The sequence below is a fragment of the Proteus hauseri genome (assembly GCF_040139125.1).
In the GTDB taxonomy this organism is placed as follows: domain Bacteria; phylum Pseudomonadota; class Gammaproteobacteria; order Enterobacterales; family Enterobacteriaceae; genus Proteus; species Proteus hauseri_B.
Genome location: NZ_JBEEUB010000001.1, coordinates 394,770 through 415,956 on the forward strand (window position 1 = coordinate 394,770; position 21,187 = coordinate 415,956).

The 21,187-nt window shown below is 34.2% G+C and carries 20 protein-coding genes; 7 read left to right on the plus strand and 13 right to left on the minus strand.

Annotated elements, in window-relative coordinates; all coding sequences use genetic code 11:
* Nucleotides 1–197 precede the first annotated feature (197 nt).
* On the minus strand, nucleotides 198–3,326 hold the full coding sequence (locus ABN099_RS01770; RefSeq protein ID WP_349461983.1) for a DUF2339 domain-containing protein: 3,129 nt from the start codon (nucleotides 3,324–3,326) through the stop codon (nucleotides 198–200).
* A 219-nt stretch (nucleotides 3,327–3,545) separates the two neighbouring features.
* On the opposite strand from ABN099_RS01770, the gene glpX reads away from it, so the two are divergent.
* On the plus strand, nucleotides 3,546–4,526 hold the full coding sequence (glpX, locus tag ABN099_RS01775; protein WP_349461985.1) for a class II fructose-bisphosphatase: 981 nt from the start codon (nucleotides 3,546–3,548) through the stop codon (nucleotides 4,524–4,526).
* A 137-nt stretch (nucleotides 4,527–4,663) separates the two neighbouring features.
* Here glpX and ABN099_RS01780 read toward each other — a convergent pair whose 3' ends face one another.
* The 4 genes from ABN099_RS01780 to ABN099_RS01795 form a co-directional block, all read right to left on the minus strand.
* The gene (locus ABN099_RS01780; RefSeq protein ID WP_349461987.1) at nucleotides 4,664–5,695 is read right to left on the minus strand and encodes a methylphosphonate esterase; all 1,032 of its coding nucleotides are present in this window, start codon (nucleotides 5,693–5,695) and stop codon (nucleotides 4,664–4,666) included.
* Nucleotides 5,696–5,697: 2 nt separating this feature from the next.
* Nucleotides 5,698–6,663 (minus strand): DMT family transporter, encoded by a 966-nt coding sequence (locus tag ABN099_RS01785; RefSeq protein WP_349461988.1) that lies wholly within the window; start codon nucleotides 6,661–6,663, stop codon nucleotides 5,698–5,700.
* Nucleotides 6,664–6,793: 130 nt separating this feature from the next.
* A complete protein-coding gene (locus tag ABN099_RS01790) occupies nucleotides 6,794–7,531 on the minus strand; it encodes a glutamine amidotransferase (RefSeq protein ID WP_349461989.1) in 738 nt (245 codons plus the stop codon).
* Nucleotides 7,532–7,556: 25 nt separating this feature from the next.
* On the minus strand, nucleotides 7,557–8,777 hold the full coding sequence (locus ABN099_RS01795; protein ID WP_349461990.1) for a PfkB family carbohydrate kinase: 1,221 nt from the start codon (nucleotides 8,775–8,777) through the stop codon (nucleotides 7,557–7,559).
* Nucleotides 8,778–9,805: 1,028 nt separating this feature from the next.
* Between ABN099_RS01795 and ABN099_RS01800 the strand changes: the two genes are divergently transcribed.
* Complete coding sequence (locus ABN099_RS01800; RefSeq protein ID WP_349461992.1) at nucleotides 9,806–10,309, plus strand: DUF4822 domain-containing protein; 504 nt, start codon at nucleotides 9,806–9,808, stop codon at nucleotides 10,307–10,309.
* 120 nt (nucleotides 10,310–10,429) lie between these two features.
* Here the strand turns inward: ABN099_RS01800 and ABN099_RS01805 are convergent, their stop codons facing one another.
* Both ABN099_RS01805 and ABN099_RS01810 read right to left on the minus strand, forming a co-directional pair.
* Nucleotides 10,430–11,569, minus strand: coding sequence for an AAA family ATPase (locus ABN099_RS01805; RefSeq protein ID WP_349461994.1), 1,140 nt, complete (start codon nucleotides 11,567–11,569; stop codon nucleotides 10,430–10,432).
* On the minus strand, nucleotides 11,556–12,269 hold the full coding sequence (locus ABN099_RS01810; protein ID WP_349461996.1) for an RNA ligase family protein: 714 nt from the start codon (nucleotides 12,267–12,269) through the stop codon (nucleotides 11,556–11,558). Before ABN099_RS01810 ends, ABN099_RS01805 begins: the two co-directional genes overlap by 14 nt.
* Before the next feature lie 252 nt (nucleotides 12,270–12,521).
* On the opposite strand from ABN099_RS01810, the gene ABN099_RS01815 reads away from it, so the two are divergent.
* The gene (locus ABN099_RS01815) at nucleotides 12,522–13,310 is read left to right on the plus strand and encodes a glucose 1-dehydrogenase (RefSeq protein ID WP_349461997.1); all 789 of its coding nucleotides are present in this window, start codon (nucleotides 12,522–12,524) and stop codon (nucleotides 13,308–13,310) included.
* Nucleotides 13,311–13,377: 67 nt separating this feature from the next.
* On the opposite strand, the gene ABN099_RS01820 is transcribed toward ABN099_RS01815, so the two are convergent.
* Together ABN099_RS01820 and ABN099_RS01825 are read right to left on the minus strand one after the other, a co-directional pair.
* Nucleotides 13,378–13,941 carry a YiiX/YebB-like N1pC/P60 family cysteine hydrolase gene (locus ABN099_RS01820; RefSeq protein ID WP_349461999.1) on the minus strand — a complete coding sequence of 188 codons (564 nt, stop codon included), beginning with the start codon at nucleotides 13,939–13,941 and terminating at the stop codon, nucleotides 13,378–13,380.
* On the minus strand, nucleotides 13,938–14,345 hold the full coding sequence (locus ABN099_RS01825; RefSeq protein WP_349462000.1) for a DUF4878 domain-containing protein: 408 nt from the start codon (nucleotides 14,343–14,345) through the stop codon (nucleotides 13,938–13,940). Before ABN099_RS01825 ends, ABN099_RS01820 begins: the two co-directional genes overlap by 4 nt.
* Before the next feature lie 838 nt (nucleotides 14,346–15,183).
* Here ABN099_RS01825 and ABN099_RS01830 point away from each other — a divergent pair.
* The gene (locus tag ABN099_RS01830) at nucleotides 15,184–15,441 is read left to right on the plus strand and encodes a hypothetical protein (RefSeq protein ID WP_349462002.1); all 258 of its coding nucleotides are present in this window, start codon (nucleotides 15,184–15,186) and stop codon (nucleotides 15,439–15,441) included.
* A 111-nt stretch (nucleotides 15,442–15,552) separates the two neighbouring features.
* A complete protein-coding gene (locus tag ABN099_RS01835) occupies nucleotides 15,553–16,245 on the plus strand; it encodes an XRE family transcriptional regulator (protein WP_349462004.1) in 693 nt (230 codons plus the stop codon).
* 32 nt (nucleotides 16,246–16,277) lie between these two features.
* Here the strand turns inward: ABN099_RS01835 and ABN099_RS01840 are convergent, their stop codons facing one another.
* The 4 genes from ABN099_RS01840 to ABN099_RS01855 all read right to left on the minus strand — a co-directional run bounded on the left by ABN099_RS01840 (nucleotide 16,278) and on the right by ABN099_RS01855 (nucleotide 19,749).
* Nucleotides 16,278–16,889 carry an ATP-binding cassette domain-containing protein gene (locus tag ABN099_RS01840; RefSeq protein WP_349462005.1) on the minus strand — a complete coding sequence of 204 codons (612 nt, stop codon included), beginning with the start codon at nucleotides 16,887–16,889 and terminating at the stop codon, nucleotides 16,278–16,280.
* A complete protein-coding gene (locus ABN099_RS01845) occupies nucleotides 16,889–17,659 on the minus strand; it encodes an ABC transporter permease (protein WP_349462006.1) in 771 nt (256 codons plus the stop codon). The genes ABN099_RS01840 and ABN099_RS01845 overlap by 1 nt, the downstream gene beginning before the upstream one ends.
* Before the next feature lie 102 nt (nucleotides 17,660–17,761).
* Complete coding sequence (gene modA, locus ABN099_RS01850) at nucleotides 17,762–18,517, minus strand: molybdate ABC transporter substrate-binding protein (RefSeq protein ID WP_349462007.1); 756 nt, start codon at nucleotides 18,515–18,517, stop codon at nucleotides 17,762–17,764.
* Nucleotides 18,518–18,765: 248 nt separating this feature from the next.
* Nucleotides 18,766–19,749 carry a sugar-binding transcriptional regulator gene (locus tag ABN099_RS01855; protein WP_349462008.1) on the minus strand — a complete coding sequence of 328 codons (984 nt, stop codon included), beginning with the start codon at nucleotides 19,747–19,749 and terminating at the stop codon, nucleotides 18,766–18,768.
* Nucleotides 19,750–20,119: 370 nt separating this feature from the next.
* On the opposite strand from ABN099_RS01855, the gene cutA reads away from it, so the two are divergent.
* Entirely contained in the window at nucleotides 20,120–20,428 is a 309-nt protein-coding gene (gene cutA / locus ABN099_RS01860) for a divalent-cation tolerance protein CutA (protein ID WP_349462009.1), read from the plus strand.
* Between the two features lie 389 nt (nucleotides 20,429–20,817).
* Nucleotides 20,818–21,054, plus strand: a complete 237-nt coding sequence (gene sra, locus ABN099_RS01865) for a stationary-phase-induced ribosome-associated protein (protein ID WP_349462010.1) — start codon at nucleotides 20,818–20,820, stop codon at nucleotides 21,052–21,054.
* Nucleotides 21,055–21,187: the final 133 nt, after the last annotated feature.

The window sequence follows — 21,187 nt, forward strand, 5'->3', positions numbered from 1 at the left end:
TATTATAATCACGTTTAACCCGCAGAGCACCATGAATTCATTTTATATAATTATTAAAATTATATAAAATAAAAAAACAACCAAATAGTATTAAAATGTAAAATAAAAAATAATGGCACGTATCAATTATTATGATAAATGCCATTATAAAATCTAAATATTATCAAATCTCAGCTAATCAAACGCAAAAAGCTGAATCATTCCTGACTCTTATTATCAAGCTGCCTTTTCGGTGGTAATGGTGAAAAATAACCAATTAATAAAATAAGTAATGCAACACCGATAAAGGCCAATGCTCTTAACAAACCACTACTTAAAGTAATATCAATTAAGAAAAGCTTCGCAATAACTACAGCTAGTAATGCACCACCCACAAACCACGGTGAGCGCAATTTTTTACGTGTTGCAGTTATCATCATAACTAAAGCAGTAATAGTCCAAACAATAGCCAATACTGTTTGTATCACCTTAGAATTAAGAATTAAGTAGTAATTCCACTCAATATCTGTTGCGAATACTAACCCTCTTAATAAAATACCATTTGCCCACCAGAATATGGCTAACGGAACAAAATAAGCAATCACATGCTTATAGGTTTGAAATATCGCTTCAAATTTTGGTTGCTGCTTTAATTGCTCAATAAATTTATAGGTGATCCACAACGCAATAATCCCCATAATATCCATTGGATTAAACAGCGGTATAAACTTCATTCCTATTGTATTTCCACCATTTAAATTTGCCATAACTAACAGCAGTAACAGTAAACCTAAAACAGGAACAGTGATTGCCTGATAAACGTATTGATATGGTTTTACCCAATTTACTTTTGTACTTAAAATATAACTTAATACAATAAATAAGCTACTTACAAAAATAGCGCCTGTAAAATGTAAGCTTATCTGTAAGTAATACGTTCTAATTAACCATACCATTTCAGTGAATAAAAATAGCGCAATAAAACCAAGATGCAGACCGTGAATAATCTGTTTATTAAGGCGCTGATTTGCCAATAGTGTATTTAATTTTAGCAGATAGAATCCACTAGCAAAAATTGCAATCCAAAGTACACTACTTAACCAACTATCAATTAAAGGATCTGCTTTAGATAGATAAACCAACATTAGTAACGCTGAAATTGGCCATAATAAAATAGAACAATTTGCCAATTCAAAAAAGTGTGATTTTTTACCAGCAAAGAACATTCCCCAACAACTAATAAGGATTAAAGCAAAGGCAAGTAGATTAACATGAGGAATTAACCAATATTGACCATTTTCGACTAAGAGTAATAAGCTATATATCCAACTTATTCCCCCAATAAAGAGTGTTGTAAAACCAACCGTTTTATTATCAATTTTAGTAAATTGAGCTCGATACCAAAGTATTGACGCGGCAAAAACAACGATAACCTGCGCCATTAACATTAACCATTCGTTTAATTCATAAATTCCCATCTTAAGCAAGATAACAAACGAAGTTGCGATTAATGCCGTACCCGCAAAGGCTGGTTTTTTCTGCTGTTGTAAGACAGAAAAAGCCAAAATCATCACACCTTCAATTGACCAAACAATTGATGTCCATTCTGCTGAAAATGCAAATGGAACGGCTAATGTGGCAAATGTTGCAGATAACATAAAGAACGCAATAGAAAGTAACTTACCCTCTTCACGATACCGCTTAAGCGTAAACCAAGTTAATGCAAAATAAACTAACGCATAAAGTGATGAGGCTATTGCAACCCCATACTCCCACTCTGAAGCTAATCTATGTTGGAAAATAAACCCAACAAGAGGTGTACCAAATAGCAATGTAGCATCAAACGGAATATTTAATTTCAGCTTATTTTTTAAAGTGGAAAGCTCTGTTGCTACACCAAAGATAAACCAATTGGCAATAAGGAAAAGCTGGCAAGGCAGATAATCAACATGGCTATAATTTGGTATTGCCCACATAACGCCAATACCAAAGGTAAATGCAAAACCTATCAAATTTAATAAACGCCATACTTGCCAATGGCTAATAATAAGAATACCAATAGATAAAATAAGATAGTAACTAAACAAGGCAACGTAGTTTCCACTGCCTGTAGAAAGCAATACAGGAGCTAAATAACCACCTAACGAAGCTAAAACAGCTAAACTAATAGCTCGATGAATAACGGCTAATGCAACACTGACTAAACAAATAAACACCATTATGGCTAATGCAAAGCCAATAGGTATAAAGTCATAAATTTTAGTTGCTGCAAAAATAGTAATATATAAACCACCGATACCACCACCTTGTAATATCAAGGCATAAATAAGGTTTTTCTTTCTTAACCACCAGCCAATACCCAATAAGGCTAAACAACCACCACCTGCCATCATTAAACGTGTAGAGGCTGAAATAAGTTCATTTTCAATACTGTACTTAAGTAAATAAGAGAGTCCAAAGAACAGTAATAACATCCCTATTTTAGCTAATGGATTTCCGGTAATAATCCATTGCCAAATAAGTTCTGCAATACTTTTTTGTTGTTTATTACTGCTACTTTTACCCCGATTAAGATTAACCCTGTTTTTAATATTTTCAGGCGCAATATTTGTCGTATTTTGAGCTACTTGAGAAACATTATTTTGAGATGTTTGCAGCTGAACCGACGGTGCTTGCTCTTTTTTATAGTGACGAGCAAAACGGCTCGTTAATGTTTTTGGCGTATATTGTGATGCATTTTCTTTAGCCGCAATATTCTGAGAAGGGCTAGCTACTTCTGATGTGTTCGCTTCTTTATTCTCAGTTATTGGTTGCTGCGGTATCTCTTTTATTGATTCAGTAGGAGAAACTTTATCAAATGTTTTGTCATCAGCTATTGTTGCGACATGTTGATAATCATGAATATCTTTTTGGTCATTTTTAGCTTTACTATCTAATTCATTACTTGCTAATTGCTCAGTTGGCACCGAAATTGGATTTGTCGACTGCTCTGATTTTGTCGACTGCAAATCATTATGAATAGACGATTTATGACTATCTGAGTATGCACTCTCTTTTGTTGGTGTCGAGGCTAGTGTTGTTTTATCTGGTACTTGAGATAAAGTGACACTCTCAGCCATATTTTCAACCGTAGCTGCTGGGGATTTTGCTGCTATTTTTGCTTCTGCTTTATTATTGTTCTCAATAAAGCTAAGTATCTTTTCTTGTTGTTCAAGTACTTTTTTCTCTAGCGTCTTTAACTTGTAAAGTAGAGAATTGGTATTTATATAAGATTGATATTGCCAATATAGCGATAGCACAATAAATATCACACATATACCAACAATTAATGTTAGCGATTCCCACATAACCTAAATCCTTTTTTCCATAATGATGCTCAAATGTTTATTAGCTTTCTACTATTAGTTATACTTGAAAATTGATCGATTCCTCTTAGTTTATTCCTAAATAAAGTGTTTTTATAACAATTGATTTAAACCTAGAACTCAATTTCAAAAAAAGTGTATGATCATTTCCCTCTCTTAAGCTTCTATTGACCTATTGACCTAAAAAACACACTGAACAATATGAAATTAAATGATGAATTAACTAATGCCATTGCTTCTGTCACAGAAGCCGCAGCAATTGCAGCAATGCCATGGGTAGGAAAACACGATAAAAATGCTGCTGATGCCGCCGCAGTCGCAGCAATGCGTGAACGTTTCAACCACTTAAATATTAATGGTGAGATTGTTATCGGTGAAGGCGAAATTGATGAAGCACCTATGCTCTATATTGGTGAACAAGTTGGTAATGGCAAAGGAGAAAAAATAGAGATTGCTGTTGACCCTATCGATGGTACACGCATGGTAGCAACAGGTGAAAATAACTCTCTTGCAATTTTAGCTGCTGGCTTTGAAGGAAGTTTCTTACAAGCACCTGATATGTACATGGAAAAACTTGTTGTAGGTAAGCGAGCAACTGGTGTCATTGATCTCGAACATTCACTTGAATATAACCTTGATGCGATAGCGCAAACATTAAATAAACCATTAAATCAATTATCACTCGCAATTTTAGATAAACCTCGTCATCACGACATTATTAATACTCTACGTTTAAAGGGCATTAATGTCATTACATTGGCTGATGGGGATGTTTTAGCCTCTTTATATGCCACCATGCCAAATAACAGTATCGATGTAATGTATGGCATTGGCGGAGCACCTGAAGGTGTTATTAGTGCTGCCATAGCCAAAGCATTAGGTGGTGATATGCAAGCTCGCTTAATTACGAGAGATATTGCTAAAGGAAATAGTGCAGAAAATAGAGCAATGGCAATCAGTGAAATTGCACGTTGTCATAAAATGGGTACTGACGTAAACATTAAATTGCCATTAGAAGCATTAGTTCGCAATCAAGATGTGATGTTTGCTGCAACAGCGATTACAACGGGTGATTTCTTATCGGCGGTGAGTGAACAGACTGAATATGTGCAAACTCACTCTTTAGTGATTAATGGCTCAACACACTCTTTACGCTATATTCAAAATTATCATTTACGCTAATTATGATTAGTTAGCTCTGTTTTATCTGATACCAATCAGATAAAAAAAGCGGCACTCTGCTCAGTGCCGCTAAAGTTATATCAAGGGGTGTTACTACATTTTGACTATTACACTTTTTACTATTACGACTTAATTACTTACGCTAATAAATTTGCTGGATTTTCAACACAAAGCTTATCAATAATAGATTTTTCGATGCCACGTTGCGCTAATAACGAAAGGAACACATTAGGTACAAAACCCCAACCATTTCCGCCATTTTTTGCCCACATCTGTTTTAAGAACACATCATGACTTAATACAATTTGGCTGCCATAACCTCGTTCAATAAGGGTTGCAACCGCATTAACGGTATCCATTACACTTGGTGCTGCGCCTTCTTTTGGAAACGAAATATCTAATCCAATCATATCGAATTCAAGCCATACACCACGATCAAGCATTTTACATTGGTAGTCGATATCTTTACCTGATGGATCTGAGTGAGCCAATGAAATTTTAGCTGGATTACACCCCATTTCAGTTAATAGAATATCGAGAACTTCATCACCCCGACGCTGCCAACCCGGCATATGGATATTCATAGAGGCATGAGGATTATTATTCTGTGCAACTGCCGCAGCACGTAAACTATTCTTCTCACCATCAGTAAAGAATGGGGAAACACCAATTTCACCAATCATACCTGCGCGAATATCTGTACCATCAATACCGACATTTAATTCATCGTCGATCATTTTTGCCATTGCTTCAATATCATCCGCAAGACGTTGACCTTCAAATTTCTCGATATAAAGACCTGAAGAGGCAACAACATTAATACCGGTTAATTGTGCAACTTCTCTTAGTTTTCTAATATCACGACCAATGGATGAAGAGCCGGTTGCATCAACAATAGTTCTTCCACCTAACTCTTTAAAATTATTTAATTCAAAAATAACATCTTCCATTGGTTTTTTATCCATATTATCGCAACAACAATATGGATCGTATTTAAGCCCCCATTGAATATCCGCACTCACTTTTTTATCAACTAATACATGCGAAAATTCATAAAAAGGTTTATCCACAACACCAGAAAGATCATTAAAGAGATGTTCATGGGGCAAGGTCAGCCCCATTTCTTCTTTTTTAACAGGACCAGTTACGGTTTGAATATAACCTTTCATTATTACGCTCCTACGTTTTTAGCTGGCTTAGCAGATCTGAACTCAGGAATAGTCGTAACAATCGCACCGACTAGAGCAAACAATGTACCAATAATAGTGACCAGATAAACGGTATTACCTAATGAAGGTAATAATGTATCAATTAAAACAGAACCTAATAACTGACCTGCTGTCGATGCAACACCTAACATCAGTAAACCTAAGCCACGAACTAAAATAGCCATTAATGCGATAGACATTAAACCTAAAGGACCACCTAAATACATCCACCAAGTTGCTGGTAATTCAACGGTGATATGACCTAATGCCATACGTACAATCAAAGCAATCGTTAAAACAGTAAAGCCAACAATAAAGTTCCAAGTGATAGAAACCATCATAGAACCCGTTGCTTCAGCGACTTTTGAGTTACCTGCTGGCTGCCAACCTGCTAATAAACCGGCAAGGAAAGGTAAGATTGCTAAATAGATGAAAGAGGTTGAATGCCATTGTGGTGAAACAACAAATAACGTTGCAACAACCGCTAATACAGCACCTAAAACACGATATGGTGTGAAATATTTTTTCTCATCAACACCCACACCAAAACGGTCACATAATAAACCTGATAATAATAGCGCTGAAATGAGTGCAGTTTGGAATGTTGCAATTCCCAATGCACTTGCTGATGCACCTTCTGAGAACACCACCATTGCACCACACAATCCAGCGAACCAGTTCCATAATGGAATTTTGCGCGTTTTAATTAAACTTGGAATAGAAGCAAACTGCTGGCGATATTGTCTTTTTGACATAATAATAAAAAACATCACCACTAACCCACTGGCAAAAGAGATAACCGCACTTGCGTTACCATCTTTTAAGACGTGTCCTAACTGACCATTCACTGCTGATTGCATTGGTGATAGCATACCGGCTAATACTGTTGCTAACATTAGAAATGGTGTCGATAATTTTTTTGTACTCATAAGATGTTCCTTTGGGATTATTGACTATGAGTGATTTCTTTTTTTATTTTTCAAGTAATCGGTTTTTTTATTAGCGCAGAGTTGCAGCTCTGCGCTTTTTTACTTTTATTGCTGTTATTCTTAGTCAGAATTAACGGGCGATTTGCTTAAGAATATTGACCCACATATCGGCATAATGAGGCCATGCTAAAAACTCTTTGCTGCCCCAGTGCGGTGAACAGTCACTCATAAAGCAACCTGTTTTACCTTTCTCGAATTGACCAAATACTAGCAGTGGATCTTCGCCAATATTTAATACTGTTTCAGTATTTTCTTTAGCTGACACTTTGTTATAACCAAGGAACATTGGCCATTGACCAAAACCTTTTACAGAAGCGTGAGCGGCATTAACAGCACTTGCAAACACACCTTCTGGAGCTTCAACACGATCATCACCATCAAGCATTTCTACAGGCAGAACTTCTGCAAGTAATGTATTTTTGTAGTTTGCTTTAGCTTCAATACCCATAAATGACAGGTAACCACCAATCATTAATAAACCACCACCATTAACGACAAACTCTTTAATAAGACCTAATGCATTAGGGATAACTTTCATGTTATAGAAAGTATCGTTTTGCAGAAGGAATGTATTTGCACCGATATCACTGATAACAATGACATCATATTTAGCTAACTCTTCCGCTGTTTTAGGAAATGCTATCTGTACTGTATGAGCTGGCATATAATCAACTTCAACGCCCTTTTCTCTTAAACAGCTCAGTAAAAAAGTTGAACCTTCTTCATATTTGCTGGAAGTGAAGCTGTCGTAGCCTTTAGAGTGGATCATATGAATGTGCCATGACTCACCAATAAATAAAATTTTCATTTTTATTCCTCTTTCAAAAGCATATTTATTCAGGAGATTGCGTAACAATCTGTGAATATGTTGTTTGATTGATGCGATGCATGACATTAATATCTTCAGGCATTTCTGAAGCATTACTCGTCTCAACAGCTAATGATGAAAAAGCTGATGCATAGCGTAACGCATAAGAAAACTGCTTTCCTTTTGCCAATGAGGCAGCCAGCGCACCATTAAAAGCATCACCAGCGCCTGCCGTATTTTTTACTACTGCCGGATATGCCGGCGAGTAAATATACTTATATCCGTCATAAGCTAACGAACCTTTACTACCCAGCGTAATAACAACTTTATTTACGCCTTTATGATAAATAGAAGCTGCGGCATTTTTTGCAGACTCTAAATCGAGTACTTCGATGCCAGACAATAAACTGGCTTCTGTTTCATTTGGTGTTAATACATCCACCATAGGAAGTAATTCATGAACAATTTTATTGTAAGGCGCAGGATTAAGAATAATTGGAATGTTATTTTCATTTCCTATAAAAATAATTTCTTTTAACGCCTCAATATTTGTTTCTAATTGCAATAAAATAATATCTGCATCGATAATTTTATCTTTCTGTATTTTTACTTCATCAGAGGAAATATCCATATTAGAACCGGAATAAATAGAGATTATATTTTCCCCACTCTCTTCTGATACAAAAATAGATGCTGTTCCTGTTTGAAAATTTTCTGTTTGATATATCGTTGATGTTTTTATTCTTGATGACGATATAAAATTTACAGCATAATCACTAAACTGGTCTGTTCCTATTTTGGTTATAAAATGCACCTGTGCATCAGCATAACTCGCCGCTAACGCTTGGTTGCATCCTTTACCTCCTGGAGAGAAGATAAATTTATTGGATAATAAGGATTCCCCGGCTTCTGGCAATCTAGGTAGATAACTAATCATATCAACATTAAATGATCCCAGTACACACACCTTATTTATTGCAGTTTTACCTGCTAAATCGATTTTATCAATTTGGTCATTACACTCTAAAAATTGTATAATTTCTTTCTTAGCGACCTTATCTAAAGTTTCAAATTCTATAAAAGCGCCACCATGGCATCTTTTTATAATTCCTTTATCTGAAAGGGTATTTAAATCTGACCGAATAGTTTCTTTGGTAACATTAAGTTCTTTAGCTAAAACAGAAACTTTTACGGCACCATTACCCTTGATCAGATTAATAATTTTTTTATGACGTTCTGCTTTCATTTAATGTTACCTCTATGGCAACAACTTTAATTTAATAGTTGTTATGGGATTGTGATTACAATCATATGTTATTTATTAAAAGCAAAAAAAAGCAGAAATACAAAAATAAAAAGCAAAAAGAAACAGAAATAAGCAATGATATTAATAAGATTATTTAATAAGTAAAACAGTAAACTTATTTAATACTTATTAATTTATAGGATGCTAATAGGTATTTATTTATGAACATTTCATTAGAAAATTTTATATCAGATCTTTTCTTTTTATTTTAAATATTGTCGAAAAATACAATGTATAAATAAAAAAAATCTTAAGACCTAATCACTTAGATGATATAAAATTTTACATCCATTTAAATAATAGTAAATATGCTTAAATAACACACACCTTTATTGAATCGAGCAAAGCATTAATCTTTTTAATAAAATTTATTAAATAAAACTTATCATTATCTAGATAAATTTATCATTTAAACGAAAGGAAAACGATAACGTCCAAAGAAAACAGATAATCAGTTAAGTAATGCAAAAGAAATGGGTAAAAGACACACAATTTCCACATTTCGTTTTTGTGATCTAGGTAACATTTAATGTTGCTGCAATTTAACACGCTTCGCTAAGACTCGTTCTCTTTGACTATTTTACTGGCTATTTACCTCGATTTTTTAAGTCACTTGCCGTTATTCTTTATCGATTTAGTTAATTAATAAGTCAGCTTCCACATACTTTTGTAAATAGCAGAACAATCGATGACTGACGAAAAAACTCACTATCATTATAAATTATCTTATTATTTTGCTAACAAGCAGTGATAACCGCTAATAAATTAACTTTAATAGATTAAGAAACCAAAAATAGATAAGTTATTAAACTTTATCACTGTCTATTTTTGTCAAGCTATCTTGTCATCAGAAATATTTTGACATACATCTTTTCTGGCACTTACCTCAATTCATATCTAAGTTTAAATAAACCGAAATCCAAAACAGTTTAATAAAGAGCACAACTTAAATACATAAGGACATATCAATGAAAATAAAATCACTCATCGCTATCTCATTATTAAGTGCTAGTTTTTCTCTTTTTGCCAACGAGGCAAAAATTGAAAATCAAGCAGCGACCGCATCACTACAGGTAAAAAGCGTTATTCAAAATCAAAAAGAGCTGAATAACTATGAGAAAATTATGATAGAAAAAGTCTGGGTGACTACAAATGCTATTGATGAAAAGGGAAATAAAATTTCTGCGGATAATGCTCAAGTAAGCAACTATTTTGGTTTAGCTGAGTACTATCCTAATGGCACATTTATTATGTTTACTCCTGAAGGTAAACAAAAAATGCAAGGGGATTGGTCAATATCAGCAGAGGGTAAAACGCGAACATTAACGGCAAAAGATACCGAAGGAAAAGTATTATTTACACGAGCGGTCGAAAACATCACCGTTAAAAACGATGAATATACTTATCGTATTTACCCGAATTCAGATGATAAAAGTGTTTATTTCGATATTATTCATCAACCTAAAAAGTAAATCCTCACCGTTACCTGCAAAAACAGAAGGGCTATTTTGTATCTACAAAGTAGCCCTTTTTATACTAATTTTACTTATTGCTTGGTCTTAAACTTTTGGCTTTAAACTCTTAGCTTTACACTATGGCAATAACGCTTGTGATTTGCCATCAACCCAATAAATAACGTTATGAGCTTCTTCTGGTGAGGGAACTTCTAGCTTGGTGAGCATTCTTTCCATCACTTTAATAGGAACCGCTTCAACTCTTGCATTATTTTGCTTTTGCCACTGTGCATAAGGTACTTCGATATACACTAAAGTGATTTTAGCTTGATAGCGATAAAATAATGAGATCAGCTGATCACGCATCTGTCGCGTTATATTCGTTGCATTCCAAACAAAAGATTTATGCTCACGTAAATATACTCTTGCTTGCTCTTTCGCTAACTGAGCAATCCAGCCATTTGCATCTCGATTATCGGGTTTAATATTATGCTGCCGACGCAACTCATCTAAACTCACAATAGGATTATCTGCACAATATTGTTTAATAAACGTATCTTTTCCCATTCCAGGTAAACCACAAAGTACGGTTACTTCACTACCCTTTTCAGGATAAGGCTCATAATTACAATCAGTACTATTTTCAGTATAAAAATAGTGAAAGCATGCTCGTTCAGAAGGAAAAGCTGCGGGTTTACGCCAACAATCTAACTCTTCACAATAAAGTGAAAATAACGCTATTTTATCGAATAATGCCTGTTTATCTTCGCAATCTCGACCTAATACATCTGCTTTAGCAAGTAATGCTAATAAATAGCAATCAACACGTAATGAAGCTGATAACAATGCTTTTTTAGGATCAGGCTTGTCCATTATCCATAAAGGCAACCCGTGATAACGGACTAATGCTGCAATATGCTCTCTATCTACAAAATTAACCGACACCTTTTCATAAAGAAAGCGACGAGTGGTTAATTCACCTTTACGAGCATGACCCGGTGAAATAATTCTACCCTCTTCTTCTCGAGTGGTAGATCGTTTCTCTACATCATGCAGTAATGCTGCTATCCATAAAATTTGTTGTTCACGTTCTGACAATGCGCTGTATTCTGGCAATGATTTTACTGACGCGATAACACGTCGAGTATGAATAGCGACATCGCCTTCGGCATGATGAATAGGATCTTGCATCACTCCAGCCATATCGCTAATTTCATTATATAAGCCACATAATTCGTCCCATGACATTTCTGTATGTAGTTTTTTATGAAGCATCATGAGACTCCTGTATTTTTTCCCAAATTAATGGGGCTCTTTGCCAATTTTTTTTCCAATGCACATCTGTTTTAACATGATCTTTTCTCACATATTTAAATACACGATGAGAGAATTCATTTAACGCAAAAGAGTGTGCATCGCGAGTAACAATTCCTTCCATTGGGCTAGCGGCTTTTGTTAATACATCTTGAGACTGAAAGAAACTTGGTTTAGTCGCTTGTGAAATGATCATTTGCTCAAATTTACTTTCATCACTGCAATTAGGTAACGCTATTTCAGGTACAGTAGGAAAATCAAACAGTGCGGCATAAAATTGCACTTCTTCCCAACTCAGCCACTTATCTTTGCAACGCACTGCAAATACATAGAAGTACTCTTCTAAATGTGCATATTCAATGGAGTGTATGGCATAGAGATTTTCACCGAAAATATCGATATCCCCTAAATCGTTTTTAATTAATTGCCAACGCTGACGTAACTGTGTGCTCCATGCAGATTGTGTTGGCGTTGCATGAGAGCGAGCAAAAACCCCGACTCGATTTAAGCAGTTATTTTCTCCATCCAGTTTTTCTGTATGGATGAGTGTTTTTATATTGCAGATATCCAGCCACCATTGCGAATTAATGCGATCATCATTCGTTGTGCCGGGTGAAAAAGGATAGTGATAGGTTCTATCGTATTTTTGTGATTGATTGTTCATTATTTTATACTCATTAAGTAACAGAAATCCTGCCAAACTAAAATAGCCATTCAGCAAGTAAACTCATCTGTATCTGCACTATTCCATCAGTGCCTTAATGCGCATTACATAATAACAACCTACAATAAAGAGAAGTGAAAAATAAATAAGTGGCTATATTAACCACAAGCTTAATAGAGTGCTAGATAAATAATCCTTTTTATCTCTTATATTACTTTTTGCTTAATTTTTTAATCGAATATCGGAGGAAGTATGTACAACGATCTTCAAGGAAAAGTAGCTGTCGTTACGGGGTCATCAAGAGGAATTGGTGCAGCTGTTGTGTCACGATTAGTCGCTGAAGGAATGAATGTCGTGATTAACTATCATTCTGACGAAAAAGAGGCTCAATGCCTTGCTGATGATTTAAATAAATTAAATTTAGGTAAAGCCATTATTTTTGGGGGTGACATTAGCGACGAAGAGGTTGCCCATAACTTTATTTATTGTGCCATCAACCATTTTGGCAAGCTCGATCTTCTTATTAATAATGCTGGAATTGAAACACAAACACCTTCCCATGCTGTTGATTTAGCCGATTGGCGTAAAATTATAGATGTGAATTTAACTAGCTACTTTCTTACCGCTCGCTCTGCACTAAGGTATTTTGTAGAAAATAAAATTCAAGGCAATATTATTAATATGTCTTCTGTTCATGAAATTATCCCTTGGCCGACGTTTGCAAGTTACGCAGCAAGTAAAGGTGGGGTAAGAATGCTGACTCAATCTCTCGCTCTTGAATATGCAAGTCAGGGTATTAGAATTAATTCAATTGGTCCTGGAGCAATAAATACCCCTATCAATCAAGAAAAAATGCAAGATGATGCGCTTCGTGAAGAATTAGAAGAGATGATCCCAATGAAATATGCAGCTGAGCCAGAAGTCGTTGCTAATGTAGCCGCTTGGTTAGCATCTGAGCAATCAACCTATATCACAGGACAGACTATTTTTATTGATGGAGGGATGACACTCTATTCCTCTTTTCAAGGTGGTAAAGGCTAACGCTAATTGACAATAAAGTTCCCACTTTTTGGTTTCTATATCACTAGAAAGTGGGATGCGTCATTAATTACTCTCGTTCTAAATAAAGCACAACATTTTCAGAGTTAATCAAGTTATCAGGAAAAATAAGCGCCCTATCTGAAATAAAAGGCATATTTAACATTCGCGTGCCTGTTGAGATAGAAATACCGGCTTTTAACCACGCATCGGCAACTAATTCTGTACAATAAACACCCTGTTCAGGATAAATACTAAAATTTTCACCAACACGATTTAATGCAACTTGCAGCGCTTTATCTCTTGCTACATCATCACTTCTAACTTGATAAAAACGAACAGAGTTAGGTTTAGCTCGGCTAGTAAAAAACTCAAGGCTATCAATAGTAACACCATCTTTTATATTAGGATGTTCGCTAGGTGTTGAATGTATAACTTGAACGCCTTTCTCTGTGATCCACAACATTCCTACATGGCTAAAACCACTTTTATCGACTTGTTTAATAATATCGCTGATAACTTCATCACCATCGCGAAAAACTAAGTCACCACTTTTTAACTCATAAGACAAAGCGAGCGCATTAATTGCGCTCGCTAAGAATAAAGCTAAAGAAAAAAATAGGCGGATAATCACTTAACAGCAACTTTCCATTTGCCATCAATTTTAATCATTTGTTGGCCTTCTGTTTTTTCTTCACCATTCTTCAGTACTGTTTTTAATGTTACAACAGCACTATTCTTATCTTCAGCATATTCAACTTTAACGACTTCAACTTTACTTAAACCACCTTGCTCTTTAATTTGCTTACCCGCTTCGGTAATAATCATTTTAAATTTGCCAGTGATTTGCTCTGCCATTGGATCTTTTTCTAAATCACCAAAATACATCAGTGAAACAGCCTTGTCGCCATCTCCTGCTGCAACAGCTTCAACAAATGCGACTGCTGTTTGTCCTGCTTCATCTGTTTTATCACCACATGCAGATAGCGTCATTAATGCAACAGCCAAAAATAAAAAACTCATCATCTTCTTAAACATAACTCACCATCACCTTAAATATTATAATTTGACCAAATAAAATTTGTATAAAACACTATTTATAAAACTCTATATTATTTATAGCCTATTTGAAATTTTTCTGTGTAGAAAAGTGACTTTTTACTTTTCTGCGGCAGAATTATACTTGATAAGAATAGATCCCGTCATGGATTATTTTTATATATAACCTAAATTTAAATCTCTTTTCATCATTTAGTAAAAATTTTGTCAGAATATATTGGATAACCAATCATAAAATGAGTAATAGCTATTTAAATAATTTAACCACCGTTAGATGAATAAGAAACAAAATCATTAATATTATTATAAATCAATATATTAACTCGTTATTTTTTAATCAGCAAAGCCATTTGATTATTTTGCAATCAATTTTAATTTATAAAAATAAAAAACAATAAATATATTTAATATATATAAATAATTAATAATATTTTAGTTTGATGGCAAAGTTTGTTTCTTAAAACATCAAGGATCCTATTTTAACGTAAGAAATGACCGTTAAATAAAGAGACAGTAATTTAATAAAATAAATATAATATAAATTGTTATTTATATTATAACAATATTCCTACTTTTTAAGTCTATAAAAACAAATCTATTTGTTTTTACATCCACCCGATCCGCTTTATCACTTACTTTTCATAAATACACGTATAGCACATTGAACTGAAATACAAACAAACACTAGAAAATTTGTGATCACATACGACTTTTTGCATCATTAATGTTATTTAAGATAAATAGAAACTGCTTTTTTTTTCGCGAATAGGTAAGCTATTCATCTGATTTTGAATGGCGAAACATGAAAGGGTATTTTATGTTTACTTCACAGCTCATGCTGGTCGGTTATGTTTTACTTGTCAGTCCTTGTGGGCATGATTCTTGTGATGCAATCCCTGTTACAGAAACAATTTATACTAAAGATGAATGTACTACTCGGCTTAATTTCTTAAAAAAGAAAAGACCTGACCTCTATATTTTTTGTGGAGAAGTCCTACGAGATCCTGACGTTACGGATGAAAACCCGTTAAAATCACCACCAAATAGTGCTGATGACGTTTTTCAAGTGCAGTAATGCATTTCTCCTTTCTTTCTAGTATTACTATAAAATACAATTTAAATTGTTTTCTTTTTACGATATACTGCTTGTACTTGAAATATGTAAGGACACGTATTAGGAGTCACCATGTCTATTGCGAAACGCACCAAAGACAAACGCATTGCATTAGCTTTAACACAATCTGAACTTGCCCTAATTGCTGGTACTACACAGCAATCCATTGAGCAATTAGAAAGTGGTAAAACTAAACGCCCCCGTTTTTTACCCGAATTAGCTAAAGCATTAAATTGTGACTTGGCTTGGTTATTAAACGGCGAAGATGAGCATGAATCAGCCTCAGAAATCCCACCTGAAAATGAATGGCATCCAGTAAGTGAATGGGATAGTAATACCCCATTAAGCGCAGATGAAGTCGAAATTCCTTACTTTAAAAGTATTGAATTAGCAGCAGGTGACGGTTGCTGTACAAATGAAGATCATAATGGATATAAATTGAGGTTTTCAAAAAGCACATTACGCCGTTATGGCGCTTCATCCCAAAATGTTATCTGTTTTTCTGTTTATGGCGATAGCATGTCACCAGTTATTCCAAATGGTTCAACCGTCACTGTGGATACGGGCAATACGCGTATTGTTGATGGCGGTATTTATGCTATTGAACAAGACGCGTTGTTCAGAATAAAGCTACTCTATCGTCAACCTGGTGGAAAACTTATTATTCGTAGCTATAACAAAGATGAATTTCCTGATGAAACCGCAGAAACTGACTCAGTAAAAATTATGGGACGCATTATTCACTGGTCAGTAATGGCATGGTAACGCTTATTATCTCTCTATTTTGTTTTTTGGTTTTAATTAATAATTTCTCCTTTAGACAATAAAATCTTGTTATCAGCTAAAGCCTCTATTTCACGAGGTTCATGAGTCACCATAATCATCGTCATCTCTTTTGTTTTTAAGCTGATGATGATATCCCAAAGTTGATAACGAGTTTCCCAATCCAGACTTGAAAACGGTTCATCGAGTAATAAAAGTTTGGGTTGGCTGATAAGCGCTCTTGCTAATGCTACTCTCTGCTGTTCTCCTCCGGATATCTGATCAGGATAACGTGCGGCAAGATGTGCAATTCCCATCTGTTCCAATATCTCAGCTTCCTTATCTTTATTACGTTTTTGCTTTGCACCATATTGAGCAAGCCAAAGATTTTGAGCTACTGTCATAAATGGAAATAAGTAAAGCCGTTGATTTAAATAGCGACAAGATCGCAACCAAACGGGTTGTTGATTGATATTTTTATTATCAAGAATAATATCACCTGAATAATCTGTATAACCTGCTATCGCATTTAATAGTGTTGTTTTACCACTTCCTGAAGATCCACTAATTCCTAAACATTTCCCTTTAGTCACATTTAACGAAATGTTATTTAAAATTCCTGTTTTAAGTGAATGAATTTCTAACATCAGGATCTCCTTTCACGCTGTAAACGATGTAGAGCAAACAATAATGTAATCGCTATCGCGATAAGTACCAATGCACAACCTATCGCTAATGAAAAATCACCACTCGCTATATTTAAATAAATCGCCATAGGTAATGTTTCTGTTTTTAATCTTGTCGCTCCTGCTAACATTAATGTGGCACCAAACTCACCTAACGCACGAGAAAAAGCGACAATACTTCCACTCATTAATGCAGGCCAACAAAGTGGTATTTCAATTAACAGAAATGTTTTTGTTGGCGTTAATCCTAAGTTTTGTGCTGTTTGAATATAAGCAGGATCAACCGCTTTAAATGCAGATAAGCTATTACGCATAATAATTGCACTCGCAACATAAGTTTGCGCAATGATAATGCCTAAAGGTGAAAATAGAGAGCGAGCCAACTGGGGGAAGACTGAAGTTAAAGGCCCTTGGCTACCTAATAGTAATAATAATCCTATCCCTATTACCAATGGTGGAGTGACTAAAGGTAAATCTAATAATGCATCAACAAAACGTTGCCCTTTAAATGGAATACGCGCCATTGCCCATGCCGCGGGAACACCTAAAATAATAGCTAAAAATAGTGAAGTTAATGCCGTACTTAACGACATGCCAATAGCAAAATGAAATTCAGGATCAAAAATAACCTCTCTAAGCTGTTCATAAGAGAGTTGGCAAATTAACGCAATTAATGATCCTAAAATCAAAAAAAGTAATAAAAAAAGAGGAATTAATGCCCAACGAAACACTCGCGTTCCTTAAGTATTATCTTGATAAATAATGCTGCATAAATGAAAAAAGCCACCAGTGAGCTGGTGGCGAAAAAACACAATTTATGTGAGAAAAAAAATCTATGGTTTCGAAATAACAGGGAGAAAACCATAATCAGTAAAAGCCTTAATACCTTCTGCTCTTGTAAAGTAGTCAGCTAATAGCTGCGCCTCTTTAGGATTTGCTGACGTTTTTAATACTGCTAATGTCGCAACTTCTTCTGGGCTACCTTCAGGAACAGGTAATAAAACGAGTTTATCTTGGTTTTTCATTGCATCTGCATAACCAATAATGGCAGCATCAACTTCACCATTTAATAAATACATCAATAACTGTTTAATTGTTGCAGTGCGAACAATTACTTTTTTACGTAATTTATCGCCTTGACCTGATGCATCAATAAGTTGTTCACCACTTTTACCTAAAGCGATGGCTTTAGCGTCGCCCATTCCTAGTTTTAAAGAACTATTAGCAAGATCTTCAAGCGTTTTTATATCGCCAATTTTATCTTTACGAACAGCTATAACAGGAATATGACGGACAATTGAATATTGATTAACGACTTGTCCTTCTTTATCTAATTTTTCCACATAATCTTGTGAACCAGGAAAAAATAGATCACCTTGTTTAGTTAAGTTAAACCGCGTTAAAATTTGACCAGAACCACCATATTCAATGGTTACTTTATTACCCGTTTCTTTTTCAAAAACATTAACAACTTGCTCTACAGGTTGTTTTAATCCTGCACCAGCATAAAGATGTAATTCAGCTGCGAGTGTATTGTGACAAAATAATCCTAAAGCTATGCCTAAGCTAGCCAATATACGGCGTGTCATAAAAACCTCTAAATTAACCATTCGTTATATAATTTTTTATATAATGAATGATATAACAGGTTAAGGCAAGTTGCTCATCGAAAAAAAGAGAAAAATGTTAGTGATTTATCATTTTGCTACTTTATTTATGGACTAAACTTATGCGAAGTGTCTTAGCTTGATAAACAATAATATTATTTATTTTTTCAAGACTAATAGTGAATATAGTCAAAAACCAACAAATCCTCGTTTTCACGAGGATCTTATTATTAATTCTCAATCTCTAACAGTGCAAGTGCAGTGACTTCATCAATAACAATATCAGTGGCGTATCCTCCTTTTATTGCCCCTATTGTTGCTTGAATATTTTCAATACCACCGGCTAAAAATAGTCGTTGTGGAATTTGTCTTAACTGAGCAAGGCTGATCCCCATGATACGAAGATCTACATCTGCAACCAATGGATTACCCTGTGCGTCATAGAATCGCCCACAGATAACACCTACCGCACCTAAATCACGATACTGAGCCATTTCAGTCGTTGTTAAAACGCCTGTGGTGACTAATGGGTTATCGTCTTGCATATTACCCACCACAAATAACGCTTTATTACACTGATTCAAGGCTGAGAAATTACGACGAATAATAGGTTCCGCTTGCAACTCCATTGCTAAACGTGCACTAGAAACAACTGCGGGCACATGTAAATTAATACTGCATCCTGAAAACTTATTTGCAATCAGCGCTGCTGCTTCTGCTGTTGTAAAATCAGGTTGCGGTGCAACAGCACCAATCATTTGTAATACAGTGACATTTTTCAATGACTTGGGTGGGAGATGATGACCTAACTTATAAATTGTTCTTCCCCAAGCTACCCCCAAAATATCATCGTCATTAATTAACTGAGAAAGATACATAGCCCCTGCTTTTGCCAATCTTCCTCTATTCATACTTAACGTTTGTTGCGGTTTATTCTTTTCTTCATCTGGTAAAATAAGCACATTATTAAGATCGAACTTTGCTTTTATTCTGATTGCATAATCAATCGTAGAAAATACAGATGAATCCAAGCTAATATTTACGAACCCTTTTTCTCTGGCTAAATGTAAATATTTCACTACAGTTACCCTAGAAACGCCCATAATATTTGCAACTTCGCTTTGACTGAGTCCGTCCTGATAGTAAAGCCATGCAGCATAGAGAACGGGATCATTATCAAATAAACTCGCATTTTTTAGCGAATTATTTTCCATTTTAAACCCCACATTTATTTATAAATCTTGTTACTAATTAATTTATTTTATATTAGTGATGCCACTGAAAATAAGAACGTAATTAGTTAAATAAATTCTTATAACACAAATAGATACATTTCATTAAACTAACAATAATATCGGCAAAAATATATTTTTCTTTACATGAAGTACTTTGCGATATGTAAAAAGCACTTAATAATGCCGTAAAGAATTCCTAACGAGAAAGTTTTTTTTGAAAATGTTATTTTATCTGGTTAAAAATAAAAATTTTAGCTTTAAGTTTTAAAAAGTTTTATTTAGATGACATTAAAACCAAATCAAGATTATCATATTTGTAAAAAACAGATGAATAGATAAGGAGCTACTGATGATCATCGCATACTCAACAGCACCAAATGAGAAAACTGCTAATGAAATTGCACATCAACTTATAAATGCAAAACTTGCAGCTTGTATCAATATAATTCCTAACATTAAGTCTATATATTGTTGGAATAATAAAATTATTGAAGATAATGAAGTGCTTATGATGATAAAAAGTAAAAAAAACAAGCAACAATCACTTATTGATACCCTTGTTCAAATACATCCTTACGATATTCCTGAAGTAATTATAATACCAATAGAAAATGGTTTCGATGGTTATCTTAATTGGATACACCATGCTCTTAAATAGAAATTATTTAATTATTTTCTTGAGATTTATAAAAGAATGATAACAAATTGTTAATATCAACAACTGAAACATCTAAAAAATTAGACAAATAAATCAGTGAAAATATTAATAATAACTACTGATTTATTAATAGTAATCTTGTTAAATTTCAATATGCATTTATCTTTTAATTTTATTTTAATGTGTTTATAACTTCTATTATTTTTATTTTATACACATATCTCTTAAGAAGAGGATAAATATATATAATTATTACAGTTAAATATCATAAAAATTAGTGAGACATAGATATTTATGCTAATTAATCTCACACCCCAACATCTTATTCTTGCTATTTTCTGCTATACTGATTTAGCTTTCTCTCTATTACACATAAAAAGGAGTGAGTTGTGAAAACAAACAGAGTCGCAAGACGTATTTTAGGTTTACCATACAATCTAAGTGGGTCTAAAAAGAAAGTGCGTTTTTCCATTATTGCATCAGCAGAGGCTGAAAACCTGCCTGTAGAGCTGAAAAACTCAGCAAAAGTCTGTTTAAAACAAGATTTTAGAAAAAAAGCAGAGCATAAACGTATGTATCTAAAACTAACTGATGCCTACCCTGAATATATTGCTGGCAATCAATAGCACGAAAATATATTCTCGCCATTTTATAAATAATTAAGGCCTTTTGTTTTATTTAACATTAATTATTTATAAAAACTTATTTATCCCTTACTTCATGTAAGGGATAATTGCTGATAATAATTGATTTTTAGTT